The 24,499-nt window shown below is 56.6% G+C and carries 31 protein-coding genes, 1 tRNA gene and 4 pseudogenes; 23 read left to right on the forward strand and 13 right to left on the reverse strand.

The features are described 5' to 3' along the window. The first annotated feature begins 36 nt into the window (after positions 1–36). From PYR65_RS27150 to PYR65_RS27160, 3 genes are all read left to right on the forward strand, one after another. The gene (locus PYR65_RS27150) at positions 37–216 is read left to right on the forward strand and encodes a DUF3606 domain-containing protein (protein WP_276121889.1); all 180 of its coding nucleotides are present in this window, start codon (positions 37–39) and stop codon (positions 214–216) included. Further along, positions 213–449, forward strand: a complete 237-nt coding sequence (locus tag PYR65_RS27155) for a hypothetical protein (RefSeq protein WP_276121890.1) — start codon at positions 213–215, stop codon at positions 447–449. Before PYR65_RS27150 ends, PYR65_RS27155 begins: the two co-directional genes overlap by 4 nt. A gap of 71 nt (positions 450–520) precedes the next feature. Beyond that, on the forward strand, positions 521–1,486 hold the full coding sequence (locus PYR65_RS27160; RefSeq protein ID WP_276121891.1) for an ATP-dependent DNA ligase: 966 nt from the start codon (positions 521–523) through the stop codon (positions 1,484–1,486). Positions 1,487–1,517: 31 nt separating this feature from the next. Here PYR65_RS27160 and PYR65_RS27165 read toward each other — a convergent pair. Together PYR65_RS27165 and PYR65_RS27170 are read right to left on the reverse strand one after the other, a co-directional pair. Further along, positions 1,518–2,242, reverse strand: a pseudogene (locus tag PYR65_RS27165) (DUF2270 domain-containing protein). Between the two features lie 48 nt (positions 2,243–2,290). Beyond that, positions 2,291–4,057 carry an SLC13 family permease gene (locus PYR65_RS27170; RefSeq protein WP_276121892.1) on the reverse strand — a complete coding sequence of 589 codons (1,767 nt, stop codon included), beginning with the start codon at positions 4,055–4,057 and terminating at the stop codon, positions 2,291–2,293. Positions 4,058–4,104: 47 nt separating this feature from the next. On the opposite strand from PYR65_RS27170, the gene PYR65_RS27175 reads away from it, so the two are divergent. Continuing rightward, the gene (locus PYR65_RS27175; protein WP_276121893.1) at positions 4,105–4,476 is read left to right on the forward strand and encodes a nucleotidyl cyclase domain-containing protein; all 372 of its coding nucleotides are present in this window, start codon (positions 4,105–4,107) and stop codon (positions 4,474–4,476) included. Positions 4,477–4,551: 75 nt separating this feature from the next. Here the strand turns inward: PYR65_RS27175 and PYR65_RS27180 are convergent, their stop codons facing one another. Continuing rightward, the gene (locus PYR65_RS27180) at positions 4,552–5,385 is read right to left on the reverse strand and encodes an MBL fold metallo-hydrolase (protein WP_276121894.1); all 834 of its coding nucleotides are present in this window, start codon (positions 5,383–5,385) and stop codon (positions 4,552–4,554) included. A gap of 111 nt (positions 5,386–5,496) precedes the next feature. Between PYR65_RS27180 and PYR65_RS27185 the strand changes: the two genes are divergently transcribed. The 3 genes and pseudogenes from PYR65_RS27185 to lov all read left to right on the forward strand — a co-directional run bounded on the left by PYR65_RS27185 (position 5,497) and on the right by lov (position 7,827). Further along, a complete protein-coding gene (locus tag PYR65_RS27185) occupies positions 5,497–5,688 on the forward strand; it encodes a hypothetical protein (RefSeq protein ID WP_276121895.1) in 192 nt (63 codons plus the stop codon). 62 nt (positions 5,689–5,750) lie between these two features. Beyond that, positions 5,751–6,647, forward strand: a complete 897-nt coding sequence (locus tag PYR65_RS27190; protein WP_276121896.1) for an ATP-binding protein — start codon at positions 5,751–5,753, stop codon at positions 6,645–6,647. A gap of 195 nt (positions 6,648–6,842) precedes the next feature. Then, a pseudogene (gene lov, locus PYR65_RS27195) lies at positions 6,843–7,827 on the forward strand (blue-light-activated histidine kinase). Between the two features lie 246 nt (positions 7,828–8,073). Here the strand turns inward: lov and PYR65_RS27200 are convergent. The 4 genes from PYR65_RS27200 to PYR65_RS27215 form a co-directional block, all read right to left on the reverse strand. Beyond that, positions 8,074–8,511 (reverse strand): I78 family peptidase inhibitor, encoded by a 438-nt coding sequence (locus PYR65_RS27200; RefSeq protein WP_328518518.1) that lies wholly within the window; start codon positions 8,509–8,511, stop codon positions 8,074–8,076. A gap of 59 nt (positions 8,512–8,570) precedes the next feature. Next, positions 8,571–8,744 carry a hypothetical protein gene (locus tag PYR65_RS27205; RefSeq protein WP_276121897.1) on the reverse strand — a complete coding sequence of 58 codons (174 nt, stop codon included), beginning with the start codon at positions 8,742–8,744 and terminating at the stop codon, positions 8,571–8,573. A gap of 275 nt (positions 8,745–9,019) precedes the next feature. Further along, positions 9,020–9,166 carry a hypothetical protein gene (locus tag PYR65_RS27210; protein WP_276121898.1) on the reverse strand — a complete coding sequence of 49 codons (147 nt, stop codon included), beginning with the start codon at positions 9,164–9,166 and terminating at the stop codon, positions 9,020–9,022. A gap of 67 nt (positions 9,167–9,233) precedes the next feature. Further along, the gene (locus tag PYR65_RS27215; protein ID WP_276121899.1) at positions 9,234–9,416 is read right to left on the reverse strand and encodes a DUF3606 domain-containing protein; all 183 of its coding nucleotides are present in this window, start codon (positions 9,414–9,416) and stop codon (positions 9,234–9,236) included. Between the two features lie 400 nt (positions 9,417–9,816). On the opposite strand from PYR65_RS27215, the gene PYR65_RS27220 reads away from it, so the two are divergent. Then, positions 9,817–9,895 (forward strand) — tRNA-Met (locus PYR65_RS27220). A gap of 407 nt (positions 9,896–10,302) precedes the next feature. Here PYR65_RS27220 and PYR65_RS27225 read toward each other — a convergent pair. Both PYR65_RS27225 and PYR65_RS27230 read right to left on the reverse strand, forming a co-directional pair. Beyond that, positions 10,303–10,578, reverse strand: a complete 276-nt coding sequence (locus PYR65_RS27225) for a hypothetical protein (RefSeq protein WP_276121900.1) — start codon at positions 10,576–10,578, stop codon at positions 10,303–10,305. Between the two features lie 195 nt (positions 10,579–10,773). After that, positions 10,774–11,694, reverse strand: coding sequence for a DMT family transporter (locus tag PYR65_RS27230; RefSeq protein WP_276121901.1), 921 nt, complete (start codon positions 11,692–11,694; stop codon positions 10,774–10,776). Positions 11,695–11,895: 201 nt separating this feature from the next. On the opposite strand from PYR65_RS27230, the gene PYR65_RS27235 reads away from it, so the two are divergent. The 4 genes and pseudogenes from PYR65_RS27235 to PYR65_RS27250 all read left to right on the forward strand — a co-directional run bounded on the left by PYR65_RS27235 (position 11,896) and on the right by PYR65_RS27250 (position 14,049). Beyond that, the gene (locus tag PYR65_RS27235) at positions 11,896–12,210 is read left to right on the forward strand and encodes a hypothetical protein (RefSeq protein ID WP_276122343.1); all 315 of its coding nucleotides are present in this window, start codon (positions 11,896–11,898) and stop codon (positions 12,208–12,210) included. 105 nt (positions 12,211–12,315) lie between these two features. Beyond that, positions 12,316–12,661, forward strand: a pseudogene (locus PYR65_RS27240) (PAS domain-containing protein); the annotation flags it as partial. Positions 12,662–12,735: 74 nt separating this feature from the next. Continuing rightward, on the forward strand, positions 12,736–13,395 hold the full coding sequence (locus PYR65_RS27245) for a DUF6766 family protein (protein ID WP_276121902.1): 660 nt from the start codon (positions 12,736–12,738) through the stop codon (positions 13,393–13,395). A gap of 303 nt (positions 13,396–13,698) precedes the next feature. Then, positions 13,699–14,049: an SDR family NAD(P)-dependent oxidoreductase gene (locus PYR65_RS27250; protein ID WP_276122344.1), complete on the forward strand. Its 351-nt coding sequence runs from the start codon at positions 13,699–13,701 to the stop codon at positions 14,047–14,049. A gap of 41 nt (positions 14,050–14,090) precedes the next feature. Here PYR65_RS27250 and PYR65_RS27255 read toward each other — a convergent pair whose 3' ends face one another. Beyond that, positions 14,091–14,384 (reverse strand): hypothetical protein, encoded by a 294-nt coding sequence (locus PYR65_RS27255; protein ID WP_276121903.1) that lies wholly within the window; start codon positions 14,382–14,384, stop codon positions 14,091–14,093. A gap of 66 nt (positions 14,385–14,450) precedes the next feature. Then, the gene (locus tag PYR65_RS27260; protein ID WP_276121904.1) at positions 14,451–14,954 is read right to left on the reverse strand and encodes a YciE/YciF ferroxidase family protein; all 504 of its coding nucleotides are present in this window, start codon (positions 14,952–14,954) and stop codon (positions 14,451–14,453) included. Positions 14,955–15,069: 115 nt separating this feature from the next. Here PYR65_RS27260 and PYR65_RS30640 point away from each other — a divergent pair. The 9 genes and pseudogenes from PYR65_RS30640 to PYR65_RS27300 form a co-directional block, all read left to right on the forward strand. Beyond that, positions 15,070–15,254 (forward strand): annotated as a pseudogene (locus PYR65_RS30640) (cysteine hydrolase); the annotation flags it as partial. Between the two features lie 243 nt (positions 15,255–15,497). Continuing rightward, complete coding sequence (locus PYR65_RS27265) at positions 15,498–15,620, forward strand: hypothetical protein (RefSeq protein WP_276121905.1); 123 nt, start codon at positions 15,498–15,500, stop codon at positions 15,618–15,620. 374 nt (positions 15,621–15,994) lie between these two features. Next, positions 15,995–16,858, forward strand: coding sequence for an SDR family oxidoreductase (locus PYR65_RS27270; protein ID WP_276121906.1), 864 nt, complete (start codon positions 15,995–15,997; stop codon positions 16,856–16,858). 105 nt (positions 16,859–16,963) lie between these two features. Beyond that, a complete protein-coding gene (locus PYR65_RS27275) occupies positions 16,964–17,329 on the forward strand; it encodes an SPW repeat domain-containing protein (protein ID WP_276121907.1) in 366 nt (121 codons plus the stop codon). Positions 17,330–17,340: 11 nt separating this feature from the next. Next, positions 17,341–18,516, forward strand: coding sequence for a zinc-dependent alcohol dehydrogenase (locus PYR65_RS27280; protein ID WP_276121908.1), 1,176 nt, complete (start codon positions 17,341–17,343; stop codon positions 18,514–18,516). 79 nt (positions 18,517–18,595) lie between these two features. After that, complete coding sequence (locus PYR65_RS27285) at positions 18,596–19,039, forward strand: hypothetical protein (RefSeq protein ID WP_276121909.1); 444 nt, start codon at positions 18,596–18,598, stop codon at positions 19,037–19,039. Positions 19,040–19,164: 125 nt separating this feature from the next. Then, on the forward strand, positions 19,165–20,046 hold the full coding sequence (locus tag PYR65_RS27290) for a DUF72 domain-containing protein (protein ID WP_276121910.1): 882 nt from the start codon (positions 19,165–19,167) through the stop codon (positions 20,044–20,046). 377 nt (positions 20,047–20,423) lie between these two features. Continuing rightward, on the forward strand, positions 20,424–20,669 hold the full coding sequence (locus PYR65_RS27295; RefSeq protein WP_276121911.1) for a DUF6894 family protein: 246 nt from the start codon (positions 20,424–20,426) through the stop codon (positions 20,667–20,669). 408 nt (positions 20,670–21,077) lie between these two features. Further along, positions 21,078–21,449: a hypothetical protein gene (locus PYR65_RS27300; protein WP_276121912.1), complete on the forward strand. Its 372-nt coding sequence runs from the start codon at positions 21,078–21,080 to the stop codon at positions 21,447–21,449. A 517-nt stretch (positions 21,450–21,966) separates the two neighbouring features. Here the strand turns inward: PYR65_RS27300 and PYR65_RS27305 are convergent. Further along, positions 21,967–22,926: an extracellular catalytic domain type 1 short-chain-length polyhydroxyalkanoate depolymerase gene (locus tag PYR65_RS27305; protein ID WP_276121913.1), complete on the reverse strand. Its 960-nt coding sequence runs from the start codon at positions 22,924–22,926 to the stop codon at positions 21,967–21,969. A 141-nt stretch (positions 22,927–23,067) separates the two neighbouring features. Then, positions 23,068–23,286, reverse strand: coding sequence for a hypothetical protein (locus PYR65_RS27310; RefSeq protein ID WP_276121914.1), 219 nt, complete (start codon positions 23,284–23,286; stop codon positions 23,068–23,070). 185 nt (positions 23,287–23,471) lie between these two features. On the opposite strand from PYR65_RS27310, the gene PYR65_RS30500 reads away from it, so the two are divergent. After that, positions 23,472–23,669 (forward strand): hypothetical protein, encoded by a 198-nt coding sequence (locus PYR65_RS30500; protein WP_328518519.1) that lies wholly within the window; start codon positions 23,472–23,474, stop codon positions 23,667–23,669. A 426-nt stretch (positions 23,670–24,095) separates the two neighbouring features. Further along, positions 24,096–24,323, forward strand: a complete 228-nt coding sequence (locus PYR65_RS27320; RefSeq protein WP_276121915.1) for a hypothetical protein — start codon at positions 24,096–24,098, stop codon at positions 24,321–24,323. The last annotated feature ends 176 nt before the right edge of the window (positions 24,324–24,499 follow it).

The following is a 24,499-nucleotide window of genomic DNA, read 5'->3' on the forward strand; positions in this document are numbered from 1 at the left end:
GTGGGAAGTTCACTCGTTCAAATAGGAGAAGTAGAAGTGTCGAGCACCAAAGGAGGCAGAGCGCAGGACCGGGCACGCGTCGCAGGCGGCCAGGACCACGGGGTTCGCTACAAAGCCAAAAAAGAGGGCGTTACAACGGATGCCTTAAAAGGTGCCGTCAAGGACGTCGGCAATAGCCGTACAAAAGTCGAAGCCGATCTGGAGAAGAAACGATGAGCCATCGTGAGGTTGCTGCGCCGGTCGGCGTTCGTGATGGGGGTTTTTTAAATCAACGTCAGCGTGCGAAGGTTTCATTGGCATTCACCGAGACCGCCGGTTTGAAGGCAAATGCTCAAATCACCAATGGCGGACTGTTATCGATAGCGGCTTTGGTCTCTACCATCCTTCTGTCGACTGCGGTGCTGGTTCATGTTGCCACACGGGACGCTCGCTCCAAGAGGCTCTGGTAGCCGTGGCAGAGTCCAGCGCGCCTAATCACTCACCTTCAACGTTATATGGCCTGCCCGTCGAGACTGAGCCGATGGAAGCCAAATTGGCTAAAGCTCTTCCGTCCGGGGAAGGTTGGCAATACGAGCCGAAATGGGATGGTTTTAGGTGTATCGTGTTCAAGAACGGCTCATCGGTGGATCTTCGAGCTAAATCCGGAAAGCCGCTCGGCCGCTATTTCCCGGAAATGGTGGCGTTGCTCGCCGATCTTTCAGTGCCTGACTTCGTTATTGATGGGGAATTGGTGATCGAACTGGAAGGGAAGCTTTCTTTCGACGCTCTGCAGATGCGCTTGCATCCAGCCGAAAGCCGGATCCGCAAATTGTCGCGAGAAACCCCTAGCAGGCTCATCGTCTTCGACATGCTCATGGATACGGATGGCACGCCAGTTCTGGACAGAGATCTTGCATATCGCCGCGAGCGCTTGATAGTTTTCTGTGACGGGATTAAGGCCGATCCAACTCACTTTATCATCTCGCCGGCGACCAGGGACTTGCGCGTGGCGGAGACATGGCTCTCCGGATCGGGTGAGGATACCGATGGCGTGGTCTGCAAGCGGATCGATGAACCTTATCGATCCGGGGAGCGGGCGATGACGAAGGTCAAGCGCCTGCGGACCGCGGACTGCGTTGTCGGCGGGTTTCGGTATGAGAAAGACAGTAAGCTGGTGGGTTCGCTCCTGCTCGGCCTTTACAACGATGGCGGCCAACTCGACCACGTCGGTTTTACGTCTGCGATTGCCGACATCGAAAAGCCTGCACTGACGGCGAGACTTGAAGCGCTGAGGGATGCTCCGGGATTTACCGGTAAGGCTCCTGGCGGACCGAGCCGTTGGACGACAGACCGATCTTCCGAATGGGAGCCGCTCAGAGCCGAACTGGTTGTGGAAGTCAAATTCGATCAGATCACCGGCCGCCGGTTCCGCCACGGAACCAAGCTTCTGCGTTGGCGACCGGACAAGAAGCCGTCGCAGTGCGACTTCAGCCAGATAGGGCTTTAAACTATGTGGGTCCGGCGACAGGTGGCGCGGGTCATACATGCGCATCGCCAAACGCAAACTCGCCATCGTCGGTTTCAGGAAACAGCGAGTCAACGAGAACGGCTCCGTACAGGATCAGAACGCTTGCAAGCACAATCCACCCGGGCACAGGTCCAAGCGATGCGTTCGTCACTACATCGCTCCAGCGATTAACGACTTCGGCGCCCCTGTCGTTCGGCATCAGTTTCGGCGACGAGATCTTGAGCCCCCACGCCATGACGAGAATGAGGTACATCCACGTGTAATTCCGCCGGATGCGCCGAAAGACGGCCTCGCGATAGGTGATGAAGAATGTCGGTTTCCTAAGACTTTGGCGATCGCGCTTGCCCAGTCGGACGTGAGCTCCGCCTGGGGGCTCATGACCTGCGCAAAATAATAACGTTCGAGCTGCCTCGCTCGGCTGCGATAGACATCGAAGAACCGATACCGCCCGGCTTCGATCAACAAGAGCAGCGAGATGATCAGCATACCGAACAGGATGACGCCATGATGCGATGTCGGCGTCGAAAGAGAAATCGAAACCAATGCCGCGACGACGGTGATCGCCCAGTTGGACGTGCGGTCAATCCGATCTCGCCAGCTCGTCATCCTGGCCATCTCACCGCGATAGTAGTGGATGACCGCATTGACCTTCTCAGATGAAGTTACCTGCAAAGGCGGACTCGTCCGATGTTCATCCGTCTCAGTCCCCGGATTCACTCCGATCAACCTTTCCATGGTACAATCCTCGAATACCGCATGTTTTTAAAGCCGAGTTTCTGTGGTCTATATCGGCCAGACAAGCAGTAACATGGGAACGCTGACGATGAGAACGATGAAGGACAGGGGCAGGCCCAAACGGGCGTAGTCGCCGAACCGGTATCCGCCTGGACCCATCACCAGCGTATTGCACTGGTGGCCGATGGGCGTCAAAAAATCACAGCCGGCGCCAATAGCGACCGCCATCAGAAATGCGTCCGGCTCGAACCCTAGCTTCGATGCGAAGGTGGCAGCGATCGGGGCCATAACCAGAACGGTGGCCGCGTTGTTGAGAAACGGCGTGACCGCCATGGCTGCGACCATAATCAGAGCCAGCGCACCATTAGGCGGCAACATCTCGGCCGTGCGCGATAGCAAGTTGGCGATGATATCCGTCGTTCCGGTGGTTTTCAGCGAGTCGCTGATTGGAATGAGTGCGGCGAGCATGATCAGGATCGGTGCGTCGAGATGTCGATAGACCTCACGGAGGGGCAAAGACCCGCTTACGACCATGAAGAACGCGGCCGCGAAGAAACCAGCCGCAACGGGCACACCCCCGAACGCCGTTGCGCCCATTGCCGCGGCAAGAATAAGGACAGGAAGGATAGCGTTGCGGGCACTGCCCAGCTTCAGGTCGCGCTCGACGAGCGGCAGGCATCCCCATTCTCGCAGGAGATCGGGAAGGGCTTGCAGATCTCCTTGGAGAACGACGACGTCGCCGTTGCGGATCTTGATTTCGCCTAAGCGTTCCGTGAAACGTTTGTCACGACGGCTGACGGCGAGCAGGTTGAGACCGGTGTTGTCGAAGAGTGAAACGTCCTTCGCGCTCAGGCCGATAAGGCGTGAATGCTCGCCGACGATCGCTTCGACAGAGGTGATGTCTATGGCCTCGTCAGGCGCGACGACTCGATCGGACAGCTGGAGCTTCGCCTCGCTGACAATCTTGTCGAGCGCGCTTTGCTCACCCTCGATTATCAGAAGGTCGCCATCTTTCAAGATTGTGTCAGGAAGCGGAGTTCGTTTTTGACCACCGTCGCCGATGATTGCCGTAACCATCGCATCGCCACCGCCCGGTTTCTGCAGCCAGCTCACCGACTGGCCGATTGCACCGGACAAGGAGGTAATCCGGGCCTCAGTCGTGTAGTTTTTGATTTTTACCGCCTCATTCATCGAGGCTTCCTGCCGCGCTCGTTCTGGAAGCAATTTGTAACAGAGGCCGAGAAAAAGGACGCCCGCCACCGTGAGTGCCAGCCCGACCGGGGTGTAGTCGAACATGGTGAAAGGTTGACCGGTGATCTCTTCGCGAACCCGTGATACGATGATGTTCGGTGATGTTCCGATCTGCGTCATCAGTCCGCCGAGGAGAGATGCAAACGACATCGGCATCAAAAACATAGACGGCGACACGCTCGATTTCCGGGCCATCTGCATGGCCACCGGGATCATGATCGCGAGGGCGCCGATATTTTTGATGAACGCGGAAAGCACGGCGACGATAATTACCAGGATGATCAGCTGCGTCCGCGGGCCGCGCCGCTCCGGCGACAAGCGCCGTAACGCGACATCCATCACGCCCGATCTTGAAATGGCCGCGCTGACGACCAGCGCGCTACCGACGATAATGACGATGTCATCTGAAAACCCCGAGAACGCATCATGCGCCGGTACAATACCCACCGCGATCGCCGCCAGAAGGGATCCGACAGCGACGACATCGTACCGATATCGCCCCCATAGGAACGCGCCCATCATCACTGCGATAATGAGAAGGGAAAGCCATTGATCTGTGCGCATGATTGTATCCTGATGGGTTGATACAAAACTCGCGAGAGGGCAATTTGATGCTGCGGGTGGGCACGAATTCCGTCGCGGAGCCTATAATCTCTCTCGAGAGTTGCTTTGCTGCCGTGGATATTCGGCCGCGCTCAGCGTCGTTGTATTGCCAAATCGTGGTGGCAGGAGATCTGGCTTCCGGCAGCGCCATCGCGGGGCGCGCAGTGGAGGCCATGCGCATCCCTATCGTAATCGGCGACGCCGTTGCAAATGTTCGCGCGACCGTCGGCGGCGTGTGGTCTGCGAGAAAGGACGATCTCGACCTTTTGATCTCTCAAGCGGATCGCTTGCTGTATCAAGCAAAGCTAGCTGGCAAAGATGGTTGGGAGGTTTCCGCAGTGCCGGATGTTCCGTCAAACGCGCGGCCTCGGAGTTTTTAACGACCGTCGCGGCAGTTTTGACCTCTATCGATAGGTCTCGTTTTCGCTCTTGCCCGGCTCAGCTGAATCATGGGCCTAAGGCCGCCCTTTAGGAACGGCAATATCTCGAAAATTCGTTGCCAGCTCGTGCAGCCGTTTCCTCACACTCGGCCCCCTGACTGGCTGGCCATGGCCGCTGATGATCAACTCTGGTTGCAGCGCGGCGAGGCGCTTGACCGATTGCTCGGCCTCGTCCCAATCGGGCGTGAAGTAACGCGGCGGTCCGTGCATCTCGGGGGTCTGCATAATCGCTTCGTAAACCGACTCCTGGCCTGTTGTTACGATTGCATCACCAGAAATCAGAGTGCGGTCACTCTCGCGCCATAACGAGATGTGGCCTGGCGCATGTCCAGGCGTGTGAAGCCATACCCATCCCGGCATCGCCGGCAATGTGCGGTCTGCCGGAAGTATACGCAGCGACTCGCCGACATTGACGGGCGAACGCGGAAACAGGGGAGAGAGCAACGCCATCAGACCACCGCCGACCAGAGGATCTGCTGGTGGATAGGAGGCCTGTCCGTTGAGGTAGGGGAATTCCAGAGGATGGGCATAAACTGGTACATCCCAATGCCGCGCCAATGCTTCAAGAGATCCGGCGTGGTCAAAATGTCCATGTGTCATGAGGATGGCTGACGGCCTGGTGTTGCGGCCGAAGCGATGTTCCGCAGCGTCAATAATGCTGCCTTTGGACGTCGGCAGGCCCGCGTCAATCAGAACCCAACCGTCACTCTTCGTTGGATCTCCGTAGAGAACAACATTGACGATCGACAGGCGCAGATAGGCAAGATCGGGTGCAAAGGCGAGAACGCCCGAACCCGTTCCGGTTGTGGGCGCGATGTCATTGTCTTCGAGCGAAAGCTGAACGGCCATTCGTGTCTCCTGCCATAGCGGACCCTAACCGACCGGCAAGGTTAAAGTTCCGTCCTGCGGAACTTGTAGACGGCAACCCGGTTAGCGCGGCACTGATTGGAGGATGTAAAAATGACCCGTGACGATCCTAAGACCGCCCCGTTTCCAACGCCGGCGATCGCCAAGCCCAATTCGCAACCGGAATCGCTTGATCTCGACGATGTTGATCTCGGCCACGACGGTGTCCAAGGTGATGTGGTCGTCTCCAAGGGCCCGGCAAGCACATTCGTTAGCAAGAATACACCAGCCGGCGACGATAAGTGATAGCGAGCTGTCCGATCGGCCCGCCGGCACGAGTTGCGCCAAAAACTAACCCAATATAAAGGGTGACAACAAATGTCGCTTTACGCCTGGAAAGTCATGGCCCCCGCGAGGGCGCCCCACGAGAACATCGGGACGCTGGATCCATAGAAATCAGTACCACGTTTCCGCTTTTCCTGCCGCCGGTACTGTCCGACCCGAACCAGCTCGAAAGTGCGCTGCTCAATCTGGTGGTCAACGCCCGGGACGCCATGCCGGACGGGGGGATGATCTCGATCTCAGCTCGCAAACACATGCTAAAAGAGAAACAGGATCCGGACCTTGCCGCTGGCGAATACGTCTGCCTCTCTGTCAAAGACGAGGGTGCAGGCATGGACGCGGCAACACTGGAGAAGGCCACGACGCCGTTCTTCACCACGAAGGGCATCGGCAAAGGAACCGGTCTCGGGTTGCCGATGGTGCAGGGCTTGATGGCTCAGTCCGGCGGGCGCCTGATCATGAAGTCGAAATCAGGGCAGGGCACCACAGCCGAGCTGTGGCTTCCTGTGGTAGACATTAGCGCTGTGCCCGAACCTGTCGCGGAGATACCGTCGTCCGCTCCGGTATCTCCCATGACGGTTATGGCGGTCGACGACGACAGCCTTGTCTTAATGAACACGGTCTTGATGTTGGAGGACCTTGGACACACTGTGATCGAAGCAAGTTCAGGGGAGGACGCGCTTCGGCGTCTCGAACTGGGGCCGCTACCGGACATCCTAATTACCGACCACGCTATGCCCCAAATGACGGGAGCGGAGCTGGCAAGGCAAGTGGCCGAGAAGCATCCTGAACTCAACGTGATCCTGGCCACCGGTTACGCTGAACTGCCAGGAGGAGAGGGTGCCGGGTTAGCGCGGTTATCCAAGCCGTTTACGCAGGACCAGTTGAATAACGCTCTTGCCGCTGCGGCCGTATCTCGTTAGCCGCCGTCGGGACCTCCATAGCAGGGAGGCGATCGGCGCTTTATCAGCGAGCTTGTCGACATCTGTACGCGGGATGAGAAACTATTCGCCCCTGTCTGCGTTTTGGACCTTGAGCAATTTTCGAGGCCAAACGTGTCCAATCCCGTGCCATCCGACATTCATGGAGATCTCCCCGCTGCGGCGACAAACCAAGGGATGGCTGATCGAAAAGAGCTTTCCGCCTTCGCGTTTCAGCGCACGAGAACGCCAATGGTGGTCTCCGACGCGCGGCAACCTGATTATCCCATCGTTCTTGCCAACGATGCCTTCCTCAATCTAACCGGCTACACCGCCGAGGAACTTCTCGGCAGGAACTGCCGCCTCCGCTGGGAGAAGCGACCTCGAAGACAGCGGTTGCCCAGATCCGCACCGCAGTTGCTCAACAGCGCGAGGCCACGATCGAAATCCTGAACTATAAGAAGGATGGTACGCCGTTCTGGAACCAGCTGCATCTGAGCCCTATTCACGATGACATGGAAAGCTCGCTTACTATTTCGCGTCGCAAATTGACGTCACCGACTATCGGCGCGTTGAGACGCTCGAAGAAGCCGAGCACCGTTTGCTTCTTGAATTCGATCACCGGACTAAGAATGTTCTGGCAATCGTCGATAGCATCGTCCGCCTTTCCAGGTCCGATAACGCCGCGAGTTATGCAGCATCCGTCCAGCAGCGTGTCCAGGCGTTGTCGCGCACCCATATCCTTCTTGCCGAAAATGGTTGGCAGGAGGTGGAGCTGGCCGACATCATTCGAGCGCAGGTCCAAGTCTTTGGCAGCCGAAACATTGAGATCGAAGGCCCCCCTGTTATGATCCCGGCACCTTCCGCCCAGCCTATCGGGCTCGTCGTCCATGAACTTTCCGCGAACGCGGCCGTGCACGGTGCGCTCTCACAACGGCGAGGACGTTTGGGTATGAGCTGGGTACCAAATAGTTCCGGTTTGACGCTCAATTGGATCGAGCGCAGCGGCCCAAGACCGGCAAAAGAGCCGGGACGGGGATTTGGGAACGTGGTTCTCGGCGCCATTGTCGAAAAGCAGCTTGGAGGTCGGATGTCCCGCGAGTGGCGCGATGACGGGCTCTCTCTGGTGATCCAGCTACCGGCTCTGGATCGCGTCGGACATAAGATGCAAGAGCGGCCTTAGTAGGCGTCAGCCCGGCAGAATGCCCGGCATAGGGCAATCATCTGGGGTCCACGCCAGCAATCTCTGGCCCTCCCTGCTACGTCACTGGCGATAGGCTCACCGGATCCACATCCAGTATCGAGAACCACTCCGCCCCGTCGCAACTGTTGGCAAACCGTTCGATCCCAGGTCCGTTCCGGAGCGGATTTACACGCAGGGCCAACCAAAACCTCATTGCGGTGATAGAGGTAACTGTCCGCCGCAAGATTACCCGCAGATTGCCCTCACCACACGGCCGGAGGCGGCATCGGTCTCCGTGGTCACCCTGTTATCTCGGACATCATGGGTGACGGGCTGACCAGGCGCGATCCGGCGTACAATGGTCGCGCCAGTGCGTTGCTTGACTTCCTCGTCGGTCGGTTTTGGTTGCCCGACCAGTGCCTGTGCGGCTGCGGGATCGCACCTACCACTGGGAACTTCAGAGCCTGCGGAGCAAGCCACCAATGCCGGAATGGTGCTTAGGAAAACCAGAACAGACGTAACACGGAGAGCAGATTTCATTGACGTTTGCCCCTTTCGATCGACGACACAAATATAGCAGTCGATCAAGTTGTTGCCGCATAGTATAAACAAAGCAGGGCGCCTTCGGCTGATTTGCGTCAGTTCGGCGCCGACGAAATCCAGAGAATGCAGGTAAGCGTTCATCCATCTGGTGAGCTATGTCTTTCAACCCGGCATTTGCAGATCCACCTGAGCGGTCGTGCCTACTGGGAATAGAAAATCCCGTACAACATAATGATCGCGTAAAGGATGAACGCGCCAACTGCGATACTGCCGATCAGCATTACTGCACCTCGACCGGCTACAACCTTGCGGCGGTTTTGCGCAGGAGTGTCAGCCGAAGGAGCAACTCCGGTTGGGGTCTCAGGCGTTTCCATCGTGGTGTCCTTTCGCAACGGCCTAAATAGGAATTGCATTTTCTATTGAGACTGATCGGTTAGATGATTGTCCAGGCGTTCTATCACCGTGGCCGGGCAGAAATATCACGAGCGCTAGGACGACGACGAGGCCGACGATAAGGGCTGCTATTATTTTACCGTTGCGCACGTGAAATCCTTCGAACAACGAACTCAGACTTCTGACAAATGTTCCTCGTGAACTTCACTTCGAAATGGGACGTTACGGGCGGCAGTCCCGAAATGGAGAACCGGCCTTAACCGCCTGGTTCTGCGGAATCGACCAATCCTTTGCCCGTTGCCAGTAGATCGGCATCGGAACTCAAGTCAATAATTGATTTGAGAAGGAGTGCCACCGCAATGAGGAGGGGCAGCGCGATGGCAATTTTCGGTGACGTCGTCATGGTTGTCTCCTCAGAGCGGACTGCTCTGCAGAACTGACGCGTGGGACCAAGGTTCCACCACATGTCGCTAGTGATGAAACCTTTGTGCCGCCCGGTCGGCAGCGTCGCGGTCTGAGCCGTGGGCTTTGATCAGACGCAGTGCTTCCTTCATAGATAGCCCATGCTTCTTCGCGAAGTACGCGACGTCATAGCTTCCACCATGAGAAACAGACTTCGTTTCGAGCGGTATTTTTGCCTTTGCGTTGGACATGTCTGATCTCCTTACTAAGGAGAAACGAGTGTAGTGACTCTGCGGTTCCGTCGAAATAAATGCGACCACCCGTTTATCGCTAGGATGGTCGCCTTCAATTTGCCTTTTACTGAGCTGGTGTCGTGGTCGAGGGCTGCGCTGTTGCTGGTTGAGTTGTAGTCGAAGTCGTGGTTGACGGCTCCGTAGTCGAAGGCTGCGACGTTGTCGGCTCGGTCGTCGTAGCCGGCGGTGTAGTTGTGTTTGTCGTTGTGTCATTGCTCCCTGGCATCAGGAAAACAATCGCAAGGACCACAACCACGACGCCAACTGCAACGCCAATAAGGGTATTCCGGTTCATGCTGGTTCCTCCTAAGTGTACCACTTAGTGAAATGGAGCGCGGCGTGGAATTTTCAATCCACATGTCGGAGTAGAGCAGCCCGGTAGCTCGTTTGGCTCATAACCAGAAGTGCCGCAGGTTCGAATCCTGGCTCCGCAACCAATCGCCTCTCTAGCTGTCGGGTCTGGCCTCAGCATCCGCCAAGACGTGCAAGAACTCCTGTCCCGGGATTGCCAAGAAATGGGAAGGCGCATGCCGGGCCTGCTTCCGTGGGAAGCGACGGGGGCCACTTGTTGTCGCAACCTTCCTGCTGGTTGCAAAGCGCTATGAAGGCACAAGCGATAGATTGCCATGGCGGTAGGATCCCGTCCTGTCTCGAGCGAGACAGAAAAAGCGCTCCCAGTTACCCGAGAGCCAGTACCTCCCTGGCCGCGACCAAGGCCGTTTCCGGTTGAACGGTTTGGATGGCAAGGCGCTCCAACAGGAGGCCAGAAGCCTGATAGCGAGGCGCGGAACGGGTCAACAGATCGGTCTACGCCGTGGAGTGGGGAAGCCCCAGCCTCGAACTTTCAAGCCCCGCCACCTTCACCGGTGGCGGGGGTGTATTCCGCTGCATTGCTAATGTCTCCAAGGACGGCGTTCAACGCCTCCGTGAGGTTCTCGTAGCGGTACAGCATCTGCATTTTCTCGTCTCTGAGCCGTTGGAGAACTGCAATTTCAGCATAGGTTACATCGCTAGACATTGCTCTCAGGCGAATGTCTCCTTCGATCGCCGAGATATCGGATTGATAGTTGGCAACGGCTCTCGCTACCTGCTGCTGGTGCGCGCGCAAGACAATGCTCATTAAAACCCCATCAATGGTAAGCGGTGTTTTCCCAGCACATTGACCAAGCTCGATTGGCCATTCGGAAAAAGGCAGCTACGACCTTGATGGCAAGAATGCCCAGAAGCGGTCATAATCGGATGACCCGCCATTGTGGCACCTGCCCGAGCTGCTGGATTTTTTAGACGGCGGTCCCAAAGCATTTGCAGTTCGCCACTAATGTGATCGGGAAGCCATGTATGCGCCGAACACGATCGGCAATGCACCAGCGACCGTCAGCCAGGAGATGGATGCGACGCAGAACAGGGTGAGCAGCAGGAGGCCCACCAAAGGCGTCAGGTAGGCGATCCCTGAAATTGGAGCAGTATGGCCGCTCCGGCTTGCACGATCCCAGAGCGCGTTCGACAGCGTCAAAGGCGCAATGCCGATGGCTGCAATAGCGAAGCACTGCGCCACAGTGAGTGCGGTCGGTTCCTCGAATGCGAAGTGCAGCACCATGCAGATTAAGGCTATCAGCCCCATGGATGGGCCGATCACGTCATGCGGTTCGTGCCCGCGCGAACGGATAGCGGCATAGACCCCGAAGATCAGGCCACTCATGAAAGCCAGAGTGATGCCAGGCAGGTCAAAACCACGGGCGAAGGTTGGCCCGATTGCCAAGCCGGCACCCACGAAAGCGGCGAGGATGCCGCCCCACTGACCAGGTAGGATCGGTGTGCGGCGCATGACCGACAAAATCAGCACGAGGAGTATCGGCCAGAGGTAGGAAATCACGTTGGCCTCGGCAGGCCCAATTCGGGGCATAGCCATGAAATAGAGGATGTTGTTCACCAGTAGGCCGACTGCGACGAGCAGGGTCGTCCGGGGTGAGGTGCGCACGAAGGCACCTACTTTGCCAAATGCAGAGGCCCGGATTATGAAGACGCAGAAACCCACAACCGAGGCCAAAGATAGGACGAGGAACGGGGGCGTAGGGCGCGCCCACGTTGCCAAGGTTGGCCAAGTTGCCCAGAGCACCACGGCCCCTAACGCAAGCGAAACCGCCCGAGCCTTCGGCCCAAAGGACGGCAGGGCGGCCAGATCATACCAAGAGCGAAGAACGGCGATCATGTCTGGAAAACGCTGTGGTCGTTCCATGCTCCATTCTCCTCCTCGGCTGGAATGTTTGAACCGTCTCATAATTCAATATTTTGCACCAGTTTTCTGACTCTGCAACCTATTAGCTTTCACGGTGCATAAGTCAGGCGCCGCAGCGTCCGAGGTGCTGATCAATCCCGCAGATGGTGTTGTGCCATTGCCAACGGACGAAAGTACGGAGACGGTCAATGGGTAACATCAATCTCTCGCTTTTATCGAGAGCTGACGCGTGCCACAGAAGCGGCGGCAAATGCGCTCGCATCTTATAGCGGTGCCATTCAGGCGCATTTGGAATCAAAGGCCAGCGAGCGGGACTGTGAGAGCGTTCAGTCGGCCGTCAGCCACAGTGGCGACCCGAACGCGCAGTTCGCGGCAGAAGCTGAAGCGCTTTTCGTTTGGCGATCGGCAGTTTGGAGCTACGCCACAGCCGAGCTGGAAAAGGTGACGGCGGGGGAACGGGCGCAGCCGGGGATCGAGGAATTTGTCGGAGAGCTGCCGGCATTCGTATGGCCGTAGTTATCAAACAAAAACCAGCAGCGGCAATCCCAGTACGAGTAGCGCCAATGCTGCGCCTGTTGTGATGCGTGCCGTAGTGAAGTCGCTTCACTGAATCCGGCGAGACTGCAAGAAGAGGAATACTGCCACCGTGGTGAAATTGACTCGTCTTTCGCCGGAGCGATCGACTATGCGATCATCTCTCTTGACCTCGACGGCTTGGTCACGAGCTGGAACGAAGGCGCTTACCGGATCTTGGGGTGGAGCGCCGAAGAGATGATCGGGATGCCCGCGACGTCTTTCTTTACCGAGGAAGACAGGGCAAATGGCGTTCCTCAACGCGAAATGACCGCAGCACTTGACGAAGGTCGCGGAAACGATGAGCGGTGGCAACCTGCGCAAGGATGGGGCTTGCTTCTGGGCTTCCGGCGAAATGATGGCGCTTAGAGACGAAAACGAGGCCGTCGTGGGGTTGCCGGACTCTTGCCGGTGCCATCAAAGGCCATATCTACACCCACAAGTTCGTCGTATCTGACAGGCAAAGCCATGAAGTTTCTGAAAGACAACGGTCTCACCATCATGCTGATCGGCCTATCCGTCGCGACCATTGTCGGGATGCTGCTGACAGGCTGGTTCGTTTCTAACAATGAACTGGCAGAGCACGGATCGGCTGAGATCGGTCTTCGGTCATACGCATTCTCTGGCCACTTCTTGTCATCGCTGTTCGAGAACTGGGAATCCGAGTTCCTGCAGATGTCGGCTTACGTGATGCTGACGGCATTCCTGTTCCAGCGCGGTTCGGCGGAATCGAAGGATCCGGATGGTCCTTCCAAGGTGGATGAAGATCCGGCCGCGAAAGCAGGCGGTCAGGATGCACCTTGGCCTGTCCGCGTGGGAGGCTGGGCGCGGTCCGCATATTCTTATTCGCTAGGCGTCGCGCTCGCTTCGCTGTTCGTGCTGACATTCCTCCTGCACCTAAGATACAGCGCCGAAGCGGTAAGCGCGGAAGCCCTGATGCACGGACAACCCGCAGTGTCGATGATGGATCATCTGGGCAGCGCGCAGTTTTGGTTCGAGTCCTTGCAGAATTGGCAGAGCGAGTTCCTATCGACTGCTGTTCTGGTCGTGCTGTCGATCTTTCTGCGGTTCAGGGGATCGCCGGAATCCAAGCCTGTTGCCGCGCCACATAGTCAGACAGGCGATTGAGACAACATACCCGCCGGAACCAACCACGAACCCGAAAGTTTCGGCAAGGGAAAGTTGAGTGGGAAGACGGGTCGCACTGGTGACAGGAGCAGGGTCTTGAATCGGACGGGCGTTTGTTCTTTCACTCGCCGCCAATGGTTATGCAATCGGGGGCCTCGGCCACAGCGGTAATGAACTCTAAGACGTGGTCAAGGAAATCGAAAACAATGGTCAAAAGGCTGTTCTGCTCAATGCCGACATCTCAGATGAGGCCCAGATGAGGGACGCGGTCGATAAACTCATTGACAATACGGCCGCTTGGACGTGGTCGTCGCGAACGCGGGCATCAACGGCGTCTGGGCACCCATCGATGATCTCAGCCTGGAGGAGTGGAACAAGACGATCTCGGTAAACTTCACGGGCACCTTCCTGACGATATTTACATCGGTTCCACATCTCAAGGTATCAGGGGGAGGATCGGTTACCCTCGATCAACGAAATCAGAACGTTCACGACGCCGGGCGCAACCGCATATGCCGGGCGCGTCCTCGATGCACCGGAGCGGTGTATGGCGACTGGGAGTTGGGCGCACGAACGCTGCAGCTAAAAGCGAATTTTTCCGACAACGACGTTGTATTGCTGAATAGACTGGGGGGCGGGTTTTTCCGTGAATGACCTCGATGGAGTCCGACTTGGTAAACTCACAGTGGAAATTTTCATTCGTTGAAATCGCATCGCGTGATCCGGTCGATTTCAGATGGGGCCTCATCTGAAGACGGGCGCGGCTCAATGGGGAAGGATTCCGCTGTGGGGACTGGATACAGTTTCCGCTTGCGCCGCTCATCGCGAACGGCCTGATAGAGCCGACGCATTTCAGGCATGTCTATCTCGTGATTTACCCAGCGTTCGGCCAGCGATAAAAAGTCGGCATCGTCCGCGATTGGTCGGCCCGCAATACCTTCAAAGTCGATCAGCTTCTGAATTGTGGCCCGGCGGCTTTCGATAGTCATCTGTTACTCTTTTAACGCAAAAAGGCCCGCCAGAGCGGGCCTCGCATTTCATCATGTAGGGGCTTTTTAAGCAACCTTCTTCTTGCCGGCCTTAGGGTTCGCCGAAGCCTCACCGAGCTGGGTGAGCAGCTCGTCGGTGGCGATTTCCTCCTGGAGATTGGCGTCAAGCAAGGCAACGGCTTCAGTGTAGCCAAGCTGCTCTGCCCACGACTTCAAGGTACCGTAGCGGGCAATCTCGTAATGCTCGACAGCCTGCGCAGAAGAGATCAGTCCAGCGTCAAGCGCAACCGAGCCCTTGTATTCGTCAATGATCTCCTCACCCTCCGCAATAATGCCCTGGATCGCTTCACAGGTCTTGCCGCGGGCTGCCTTGCCGATGATTTCGAACACCTGTTGCAGGCGCTCGATCTGGCCGTCGGTTTCGTCGCGATGCTTCAAGAACGCGGCCTTGCCTTCTTCCGACTGTGCGGCGCGGGCCATTTTCGGGAGTGCTTTCAGGATCTGCTTTTCGGCGAAATAAATGTCCTTGAGCGTGTCGAGGAACAGATCGTCGAGTGTCTTCTCAGCCATGGTGGTTCTCCTCTTGGCGGGGTGGTTTGAATTGCACGACTCAAACCACGCTTGCGAAAAATTGTTCCCTCGGAACCACGACTTGCGCGTAGTTGAAGGTGCCGGAGTCAGCGACATGACAAACTTTGGGAACTGGAGACACCTGGGTTCGACATGCAGCGCATGTTCGCAGACGACACGCCATGGCATGACGAGTGGATAAATGAGGTGCTTTCGCAAATAGAAGAGCTGGCGGAACGATTTCCGGAGAAGACGATCTTCACGCGCTTCATCTCGCCAGTGCGACCGGAGGACATGCCCCGGCGCCTGACAGGCAACGCCCCATGCTCGCCTCTCTGCGCCAGCATCTCGCGTCTGGCGGGCCACGAAAATGATGCGACGCTCTACAGTGGGAGCTGCTCGTCACCCTCCGATTGAATGAAATCAGGCTGTTGGCTGGTAACGTTTAAAGCGTGATAATTTTCGTTGGAAACTGCCGGAGAAATCTTGTCCACGGCATCAATTCCTATCTCGAATCCAAAGCCCTCGACCTGGGAGCCCGAGATGGAAGATCAAATCCAAACCAGTGACGTTATCGACCGCGCCGTCGAATCGTTCGGCCCGCCGCTGATCAACACTGCTTCAGCAAAAGGGGTGCCTGCATGTGTTGTGGACACCATGCCCTAATGGATGAGGATGGGTGCGGGATTTGCGAAGAGTGTCTCGCTCCTGACGAATTTCTCGTCGTCGCGGAGAGCGAGCTCCCTGATCCGCTCTATCGCGACTTCGCGTGAGGAGCCATTTGTCGCTAACTGCCCTGGCCTGTACCACGGACCGAACTGGATTAGTGTCTTGACTGCGAAAATCAGCGGATATGTGGGAACTCTTTCCCCTGCTTTGGCAGGGCGGAACCAATGTTGACCAGTGTCGTGAACGAGGGAAATAGACGAAAGGGAATCATTGCAAAAAATACTCGCGTTGGTGCTGAATCAAAATTGATCAAACTCAGGAACCTAGCGACGTCCCAGTGGTTCTGACCGACACCTTTAAGGAGCGCGTAGATGTCGGACACCAATCGCCCAAAGCCCCTGCAGCCGAAACAGGAACAAGCGCCTCCCGGTCAAACGAAGCTCATGCAGCCGGTCCCTGACCATGGCGAAGAATCGTACAAGGGCTCTGGGCGGCTCTTTGGCAAGGTGGCGCTTATCACTGGAGGTGATTCTGGCATCGGCCGTGCCGTTGCCATCGCCTTTGCGCGGGAAGGTGCGGATGTTCTGATTTCATACTTGAGCGAACACGAGGACGCCGAGGAAACAGAACGCTGGGTCACGGCGTCAGGAAGGAAGGCAATCCTTGTACCCGGAGATATCAAGAGCGAATCATTCTGCATCGAGCTGGTCAGCAGGGCCGTTGGTGAACTCGGCGGTCTCGATATCCTCGTTAACAACGCCGCGTTTCAGCGCAGCTATACGGGCATCGACGAGATTGAAGATGCCGAATGGGACGAAACATTCCGGACAAATATCTATGCACCTTTCTATCTGTCTAAGGCTGCAATTCCGCATATGAAACCCGGCAGCTCGATCATCAATACGACATCGATCCAATCCCGTCAGCCATCGTCGCATCTGCTGGCCTACGCCGCGACAAAGGGAGCCGTTTCCAACTTCACGGCAGGGCTGGCGGAGATGGTCGCGGACAAAGGCATCCGCGTTAATGCGGTTGCTCCTGGCCCGATCTGGACACCGCTGATCCCTTCCACGATGCCGCCGGAGAAAACGGAATCTTTTGGAAAGCAGACGTTGATTGGCAGAGCCGGTCAACCGGCAGAACTCGCTGGTGCGTATGTTCTTCTTGCCTCGAGCGAGGGCAGCTACATGACGGGAGCGGTCATCCCGGTCACCGGCGGCGAGATCATGATCTAGGCGTCCAGAAATCTCGAAGCCGCGATATTCATGGTGATATTCATTCACCTCTCTCGACGGAACAATCGATCAAACCCTTAGTTCCCCGCGCAACAGGAGGCCTCAATGCGTTTCATTCCAACCCTGTTTCATGGAATGGCTGATTATGTCGTCGGCTTTGTAGTCATGATCCTCCCCTTCATGCTTGGCCTTCAGGACACCCCGCGGGTGACGCTCTTCCTATTGGGGGCAATTGTGATCCTCTACAGCCTTGGCACCGACTACGAGCTTGGCGCAATCCGGTTCTTGCGCATTCGCTTTCACCTCGTGTTGGACGCCCTCTTCGGCGTCGCGATGTTGGCAGCGCCTTGGATTGTCTCTTTTCCGTCGGATGCGCGGTGGCCGGTCTATGCGATTGGCGTACTTGCGCTGGTCCTTGCGGCGACAACTGAAATTCGTGCGGTCGGAACAGCCGCCCCAGATCACACATAAGGAGAATTGGCATGAAGGCACTTTGCTGGCACGGCAAGGGCGATATCCGGTGCGACAGCGTACCGGAACCGACGATCGAAGACGGTCGCGACGTGATCATCAAGATGACGGCCTGCGCCATATGCGGGTCGGACTTGCATTTAATGGATGGCTATATCCCCTTTATGGAAAAGGGCGACATTCTTGGCCATGAGTTCATGGGTGAGGTGGTCGAAGTCGGCCGGGATAACAAAAAGCTGAAGGTCGGCGACCGTGTGGTCGTGCCCTTCACGATTTGCTGCGGCGAGTGCCAGCAGTGCCTGAAGGGGAACTGGTCGGTTTGTGAACGAACCAATCGCAATGCCGACAACGCCATCAAGGCGTTCGGATACCAAACGGCCGGCTTGTTTGGCTATTCTCATCTGACGGGCGCGTACGCCGGTGGTCAGGCGGAGTTTGTGCGCGTCCCTTATGCCGACGTCTCACCGATCATCATCCCGAACGGGATGAGCGACGAGCAGGCGCTGTTCCTCGGCGACATCTTTCCGACCGGCTGGATGGCAGCGGCCAACTGCGAGATCGAGCCGACCGACATCGTTGCCGTCTGGGGGTGCGGGCCCGTCGGACAATTCTGCATCAAGAGCGCCTTCTTGCAGGGTGCGGCACGCGTCATTGCCATCGACAACGTCCCGGAACGCCTGGCACTTGCCCAGCAGGCCGGTGCGGAAATTATCAACTTTGACGATGAAGACGCCACGATCCTTGACCGCATCAAGGAAATGACCGGCGGCCATGGGGCGGACAAATGCATTGACGCCGTCGGTGCAGAATCCCACGCGACGGCGTCCTTCGACGCCGTCATCGACAAGGTCAAAGCAGCGACACTCTTGGGGACAGACCGGCCACATGCCCTGCGTGCAGCCATCATGGCTTGTAGGCCGGGCGGAATTGTTTCCGTTCCCGGAGTCTATGGAGGATTTCTGGATAAGATCCCCTTCGGCGCTGCCATGAACAAGGGACTGACGATCCGCACAGGACAGACGCATGTGAACCGTTACTCGCTCGACCTGCTGCGGCGCATCGAGGAAGGCGAGATCGATCCGAGCTTCGTCATTACCCACCGCGCCAAGCTGGAAGACGGACCTGCTCTTTACGAGACGTTCCGGGACAAAAAGGACAACTGCATCAAGGTCGTCCTTACTGCATAGACGACTTCTCACAGTGAATAATTGGATGCGGCGCTGTAGCCGCATCCTTCGCCGATCCAGTCTCACACGGAGCCGAACAATGTCGAACTCGAATAACGATCAGAACAACCTGGGGCCGACCAATGCGACCAGCCCAACAACGTTTGGTCAATCTGTTGAAAGCAAGGCGCAGAAAGACGACGCCGCCACCACAGACGATACACGCGAGCGTCTCAACGTTTACCGGTTGGAGCCGATAGCGGAAGCAAATGACCCCCGGTGGGATAACTCGCCATACCAGGGGGTTGTCGTTGTCGCCGCGCGCACCTCTGGGGATGCGCGCATTGTTGCCTCCGAACGCGAGCTGGATTTTATGGAAATCGATGCCGCTCCCGCCGAAGACGTTACCACCAGCAACGCAAGTGCCTTCCGTTCGGAGAAGCTTTACACGGTCATCGAAATCGATCACGCAAGGTCGGATCTGACACGCGGCGTCTTGGAAGGGGATATTTCGATTGCGACCATCAAGCCGGTTCAGGTTTGACGGTGATGGAGCGCAAATATGCGTTGCCACGACACCCCATTTTTTCTCGTCGTGACCTCGATCTGAAAGCAAGTCAGAAGGCGTCAACCGACCCTGGCGACACCCATACCTTGCGCGTGTAGCAGATGGAGCGCACAGCCGATGTGATCGCAGCGCGACGCCTGAAACGAGCCGAGCGCCGTCAAAAACAACGTGACGCAAATCTTGGTCGTGCGAGCAAGATGCACGACGTCCGGGTCAACGATCTCAATGTCGCAGCCGTTGTCGTAGAGCACAGCCAATTGGCAGGGCGAGTCCATGTTGGGTGCTCCGGTTGGTACTACTGGCATTGGAAGGGAAACTTTTATCCGACGAACACTCCGAGCAGCCAATGGTTCTCAATCTACCAGGGGCACTTTAAAACGGTCGAGCTGAACGCACCGTTTTATTCTTGGCCCACCGTCGCAGCCGTGAAAACATGGATTCGTCAGGCAGATCCAACCTTCGTCTACACCATCAAAGTCTGCGAACTGATCACGCACATCAGACGCTTTGAGGAAACCGAAACACTGGTAGCTGACTTCGGCTATATTGCAGACCTTCTTGGCCCCCAGATGGGCTGTTTCCTGTTTCAACTCCCTCCAAGCGTGCGGTACAGCAATGAACTCCTGCACTCGATTGTGTCGCAGCTTGATCCAAGACGCAGGAATGTCGTTGAATTCCGCCACAAGAGCTGGTGGAATGAGGACGTCTATAGTGCGTTCAGAGCTGCTGGTATCATCTTCTGCTCGTGCAGTGGCCCCCGGTTGCCTGAAGAACTGGTGCGGACGGCCGATGACATCTATGTTCGCTTCCACGGGATTAAACAATGGTATCGTCATGATTACAGTGATGCCGAGCTGGCTGTATGGGCCGAGCGGATAAGAAATAGCGGCGCAACGACGGTCTGGATTTATTTCAACAACGATCGCGATGGCTATGCCATCAAGAACGCAAAAAAGATGGCGGAGGTGCTAGCGGTGGAATGAGGTGCGGTCATCCCGCCTGGGCCGAGAGGCCGGCAGGCGCAATCGAAAGTGTAGACACCTCAATCATCGCTTGTTGAGGGTAGATGAAGCTCAACCTCTCTGCGCCTCTTGTCATCCAACGGGGCAATATTCGCGTTCCAGAATGCGTCAGCCTCCGCCGGTTCGTCTTGCCATTTCCGGGTACTGACGATGTTTATCCGCCCTCACGCGCCGGCTTCCTCCAGGTCCGCATTGGGGCTGACATTGTTGGTCAACACGCTGCAGTACGGAACCATAAACAGGCATTAGAGTTGGGAACGCGCTGTAGCCGCCATTCAGCATCCCGTTGATCAACCCCGCAAGGCTAGGTTCTTTTGCCGAGAGGATGTTTCGTCAAGTTGCGCTATTATTTTCAAATTAAAACCTTGGACGGAATCGAAAGTGACTGGGATGGCATCGAATTTGTCAGCCTTGACGCCGCACTTGACGATGCTAGGGCAAGCCTGTTTGAAATGGTGGCAGAGGATCTGAAAACCGGTCATGCAACCAAGCTTCTCGGTATCGACATTACAGACGGTAACGGTAACTTCCTCGCGAAGGTTAGGATTGAGGATGTGATTCAAAATAATCCCAGAGATGTCTAACCTCGTATTTTAACATCGTCCATGATGATCCTGGGAAAGAAAAAACGTATAACGCGGGGAGAGTTACCCATGGCAGGGAAGGCGCCAAAATCGTTGCAGGTTTGAGTGAACACGATCGCCTTACCGCGGCATGGATGAAAACAGATGCGATGCGAACGGAGGTATTGGGAGGGCGATCTGGCAAAATCACTGCGAACTTCGGGCCTCCCCATCAGAGCGACACCGTATCAGCCTAGCCTCATTTTATTTCATCAACTGCCGAAAGCTGTTCAGCATTTAATTATTGCGCGATACGCTTTGGATGCCTTCGACCTTTCGACGGCGCCTTGCGAACGCTGAGAAGGCGTTGCAACCTGAATGCGTGTACGTCCAGTTGAAGGGGAGGGAGACCCAAAGGGCCTCCCTCCTTTGACGATACTACCGCTGGCCACCGCCCTGCTGGCCACCCTGGCCACTGCCTTGCTGTTGATTGGTCATTGGGTATTCCTCCTTGTGAGCGTCGCTCCTCGGCGACGTAACGGCCTAACCGGGCGCTTTCCGCGCAGTTTCTTCGCCGCAAAAAAAGATTTGATGAAACTGCGCTGGTGGTCCTTCCGAGCGTGCCGAGTGACAACCGGATTGATACGGCTTTCGCCAGAAGCCGAAACATGCCCCACCCTTGTGCAGGCCCGCAGTCATCAACTACTAGCCGTACCCAATTTGGTTCTTGCCGCAACCAACCTCTGTGACATCGCGTTGGTGTTGGTCAGCAGCACCGATCACAAGATAAAGATCGGATAGCGCGTACTGCGCCATTGTCCTCACTGATCATGGGAGGATCGGGGTCGGCGCGGTCCAAGCCAAAGGACTACAATCGCCGCGAGGAGTGGTATGGCACCCGTTAGCAGGAAAAAAATTGCTGATACTGACATTGCCGTCTCCTCCATCCAGCAGGCCTTCAATCGAAAATCAAGCAAGGGCAGGGGACAGCAGCGCTAGCTTCGCACGATGACAGAAGCACGGGCGTTTTCGCGTCCCACCCTACACTGTCTCTCCAACTGCCGATAGACACGATAGTTCATCTTTTGTTTCCAAAAAATTGAATAACGTTACATTGGTCGGCTCGCGTTAAAGGCTGACACTTAAGCGTTGAACGCGAATAGTCTAGGCTCGGGATGTAAGGACCGTCGTGTTTGACTAGCGGACGACAAACGCTCGACGCTCGAGGCCAATGTTTGTGCTTGGATACTTGGGCGAAAGAGGTGCGAGCCAGGGCGGAGGGTTGCTCCGCGTGCACGCATCGCCGTGCGGGAACGCTTCAGACGGCTGCGAACGACGGAATGAGCCCCCAACCACGAGCGATATGTTTAGTAGAAGAAATTCCGATATCAAGCAGGAATGGTCCAGCTCTGCCGTAACCGCCAGCAGTGTCGAGCGGCGTGCCATGCCCCATGTCCTTGATGCGATGAAGTTCGATCATCTCGTGCCCACAAACATCTGACCAGACAAAATGATCATGGCCCTCAACATTCGTGTGCTTTGCCGGAGGGGAACGTACATCATACACCGCGCTCCACTGTTCAACGATCGCCTCCGCATTCACCTGGTCTACAGTCGTATCTGCAGTACCCTGCCACACGGAAATGGAGGGCCAAGGTCCGGCGTGGGAAGAGGCAGCACGGAGTCTTTTCTGCGATGATTCCGGCGACGATAGCCCATATCCACGCATCCGGTCGAATGCCTGTGGGATCGTTACGGCTGCACCATAAGGCAGTGCCGCAATGATTGCGCCGCCAGCAAACACTTCCGGATAGACGGCGAGCATTGCGTTGGCCATCGCGCCGCCTGCTGATAGCCCCGTGACAAAGACGCGCCTTGGGTCAATGCCTTGGTCGGCGATCATCGTCGCAATAATCTCACGGATAGATTTGACCTCGCCATGTTCACGATCAACGTCGCTCCCATAGAACCAGTTGAAGCAAAGGTTCCGATTGTTCTGCCTGGCCTGCTCGGGGAAGAGAACGGCGAACCCGAAGTCGTCCGCCAACTTCGACCATCCTGATCCCTCGTCATAACTCGCAGCGGTCTGCGTACACTCGTGCAGCACGACGACGAGAGCTGGCAATACCAGGCCGTGAGGAACGTGGTGCCACCCCGTCAGTTCGCCAGGGTTCTTCCCAAAATCTTCCAGTTCACACAATCTGCTTTCATCATAAATGGAATCAGGCCGTAGACTATAGCGCTTGAGGCGTTCAACAGTATCGGAAAGGCTTCTCATCTCGGCCCCAGGTTATCGCGGAAAGCTAAATAACTTCAGCGAGGATCAGGAAGTGCTGCATTGGTACAAACGAATACGCCGTGGACATTAGATCGGTTGGCATCTGACGACAGGACTGCTGCGTCGTTCCCGCAGATTGCCCTAGTCAGAATTCATTGTCGGCAAGTTGGTTTCCACCTCGCGCCGCCGTTCGTCTGGCAGCGATTGAATCCGCTCATTCCAGAAAATTGCGGCTTCTTCAGGCTCGTCGTCCCATTGCCTCGTGTCGACAATGTTATCGTCGAGCTTACCGCGACGCGTGCCGCCGAGTTTTAGGTAGTCGGCTGCTAATTGTGCCGCATTTGTTTGAGGCGTGGTCATCGCGATTTCTCCAGACAGTGCAGCAAGAAGACAACCACCAGCGGTGGCTGAAGTTCCATGGCGGCGTCACGAGTTTCTCCAGCGACGTTTATCCCAATGATAATTCGATCAAAACTAAAAGTTGATCTGAAACGCTATTTCCTCTATCAATGGTTTTATCTGCGCTTGGGCGCGCTCATGATCTGGTGCGACCGCTGCCAAACGGGCAGGGCAATGCGGCACTGCTCGGCGATATCATCACCGTGCTGTTGGCGCCGTATGACGACGATGGAGCTTTCGCGGGGCGGGTTAGGGTCGCGGTTCCACGGTTGGGTGTTGGCGAGACGGCCGCCACCGGATTGGCGCTCGTCATCCACGAGCTTGCGACAAACGCCTTGAAATAAGGTGCGTTGTCGTTACCCGAAGGAATGCTCGACGTGTCAGGCAATGTCGTCGGCGACAACGTGGAAATCCAGTGGACGGAACGGGGTGGGCCAGAGGTAAAGAAGCCTAACGGTCCGGGCGGCTACGGAAGCAAACTGCTTCACCGCACGCTGGCTGGACATCTAGGCGGGGAACTGGAACACGACTGGTCTCAGCAGGGCCTGATCGTAAAGCTGAAAATATAGTGCGGCATGCAGCGCCTCCAACCAGTTCAAAAATGACCCCGCCTTAGGGGGGCCCGGTCTTGTGCTGGCTGAGGATTGGCAACAGCTCAGCGATCCCGGGCAACCCACTGATCTGCTCGTTACCTGTTAGCAGAGCCACATGGTGAAATGAACGAATAGTCGCGACTGCGTTACGGGATTCTTCTGTATGGAGTAGCGAAAATGATCACCGGAACAGACTTGCTGCAGATTTCACGCGCTCGCGTAAGTATGAACCGCGCAGACCTTGAGGTGGCCGGGGTTATTGATCGCGGCGAGGCGGGTGATAAGGCCTGGTCGAACTTCGGGCGCGACATGGATACCTTCATTTTGAAGCTTCCCGCGCAGCGCCGTGGCGCGCTCGCGGCGGCCATCCAAGATCAAGCCGGCAGACCAGGCCCGTCGCATTAGTTGGACGGGACGGGACCTATCTCAGTGGCCTGCGCCACGTGCTCGCAGCAGCGCCATTCAGTTTCGTGACCTCGCTCACTTCCTTGCTGCTTTTGGTCCCTCCCAAAGTCGTTACCGTTCGGTGGCACTAGCCGTTGGTTCGCCTTCGCTTCGCGACACGCTTTGAAATGCGTATG

Origin of the sequence: Pararhizobium qamdonense, from assembly GCF_029277445.1 — a bacterium.
Lineage (GTDB): Bacteria > Pseudomonadota > Alphaproteobacteria > Rhizobiales > Rhizobiaceae > Pararhizobium > Pararhizobium qamdonense.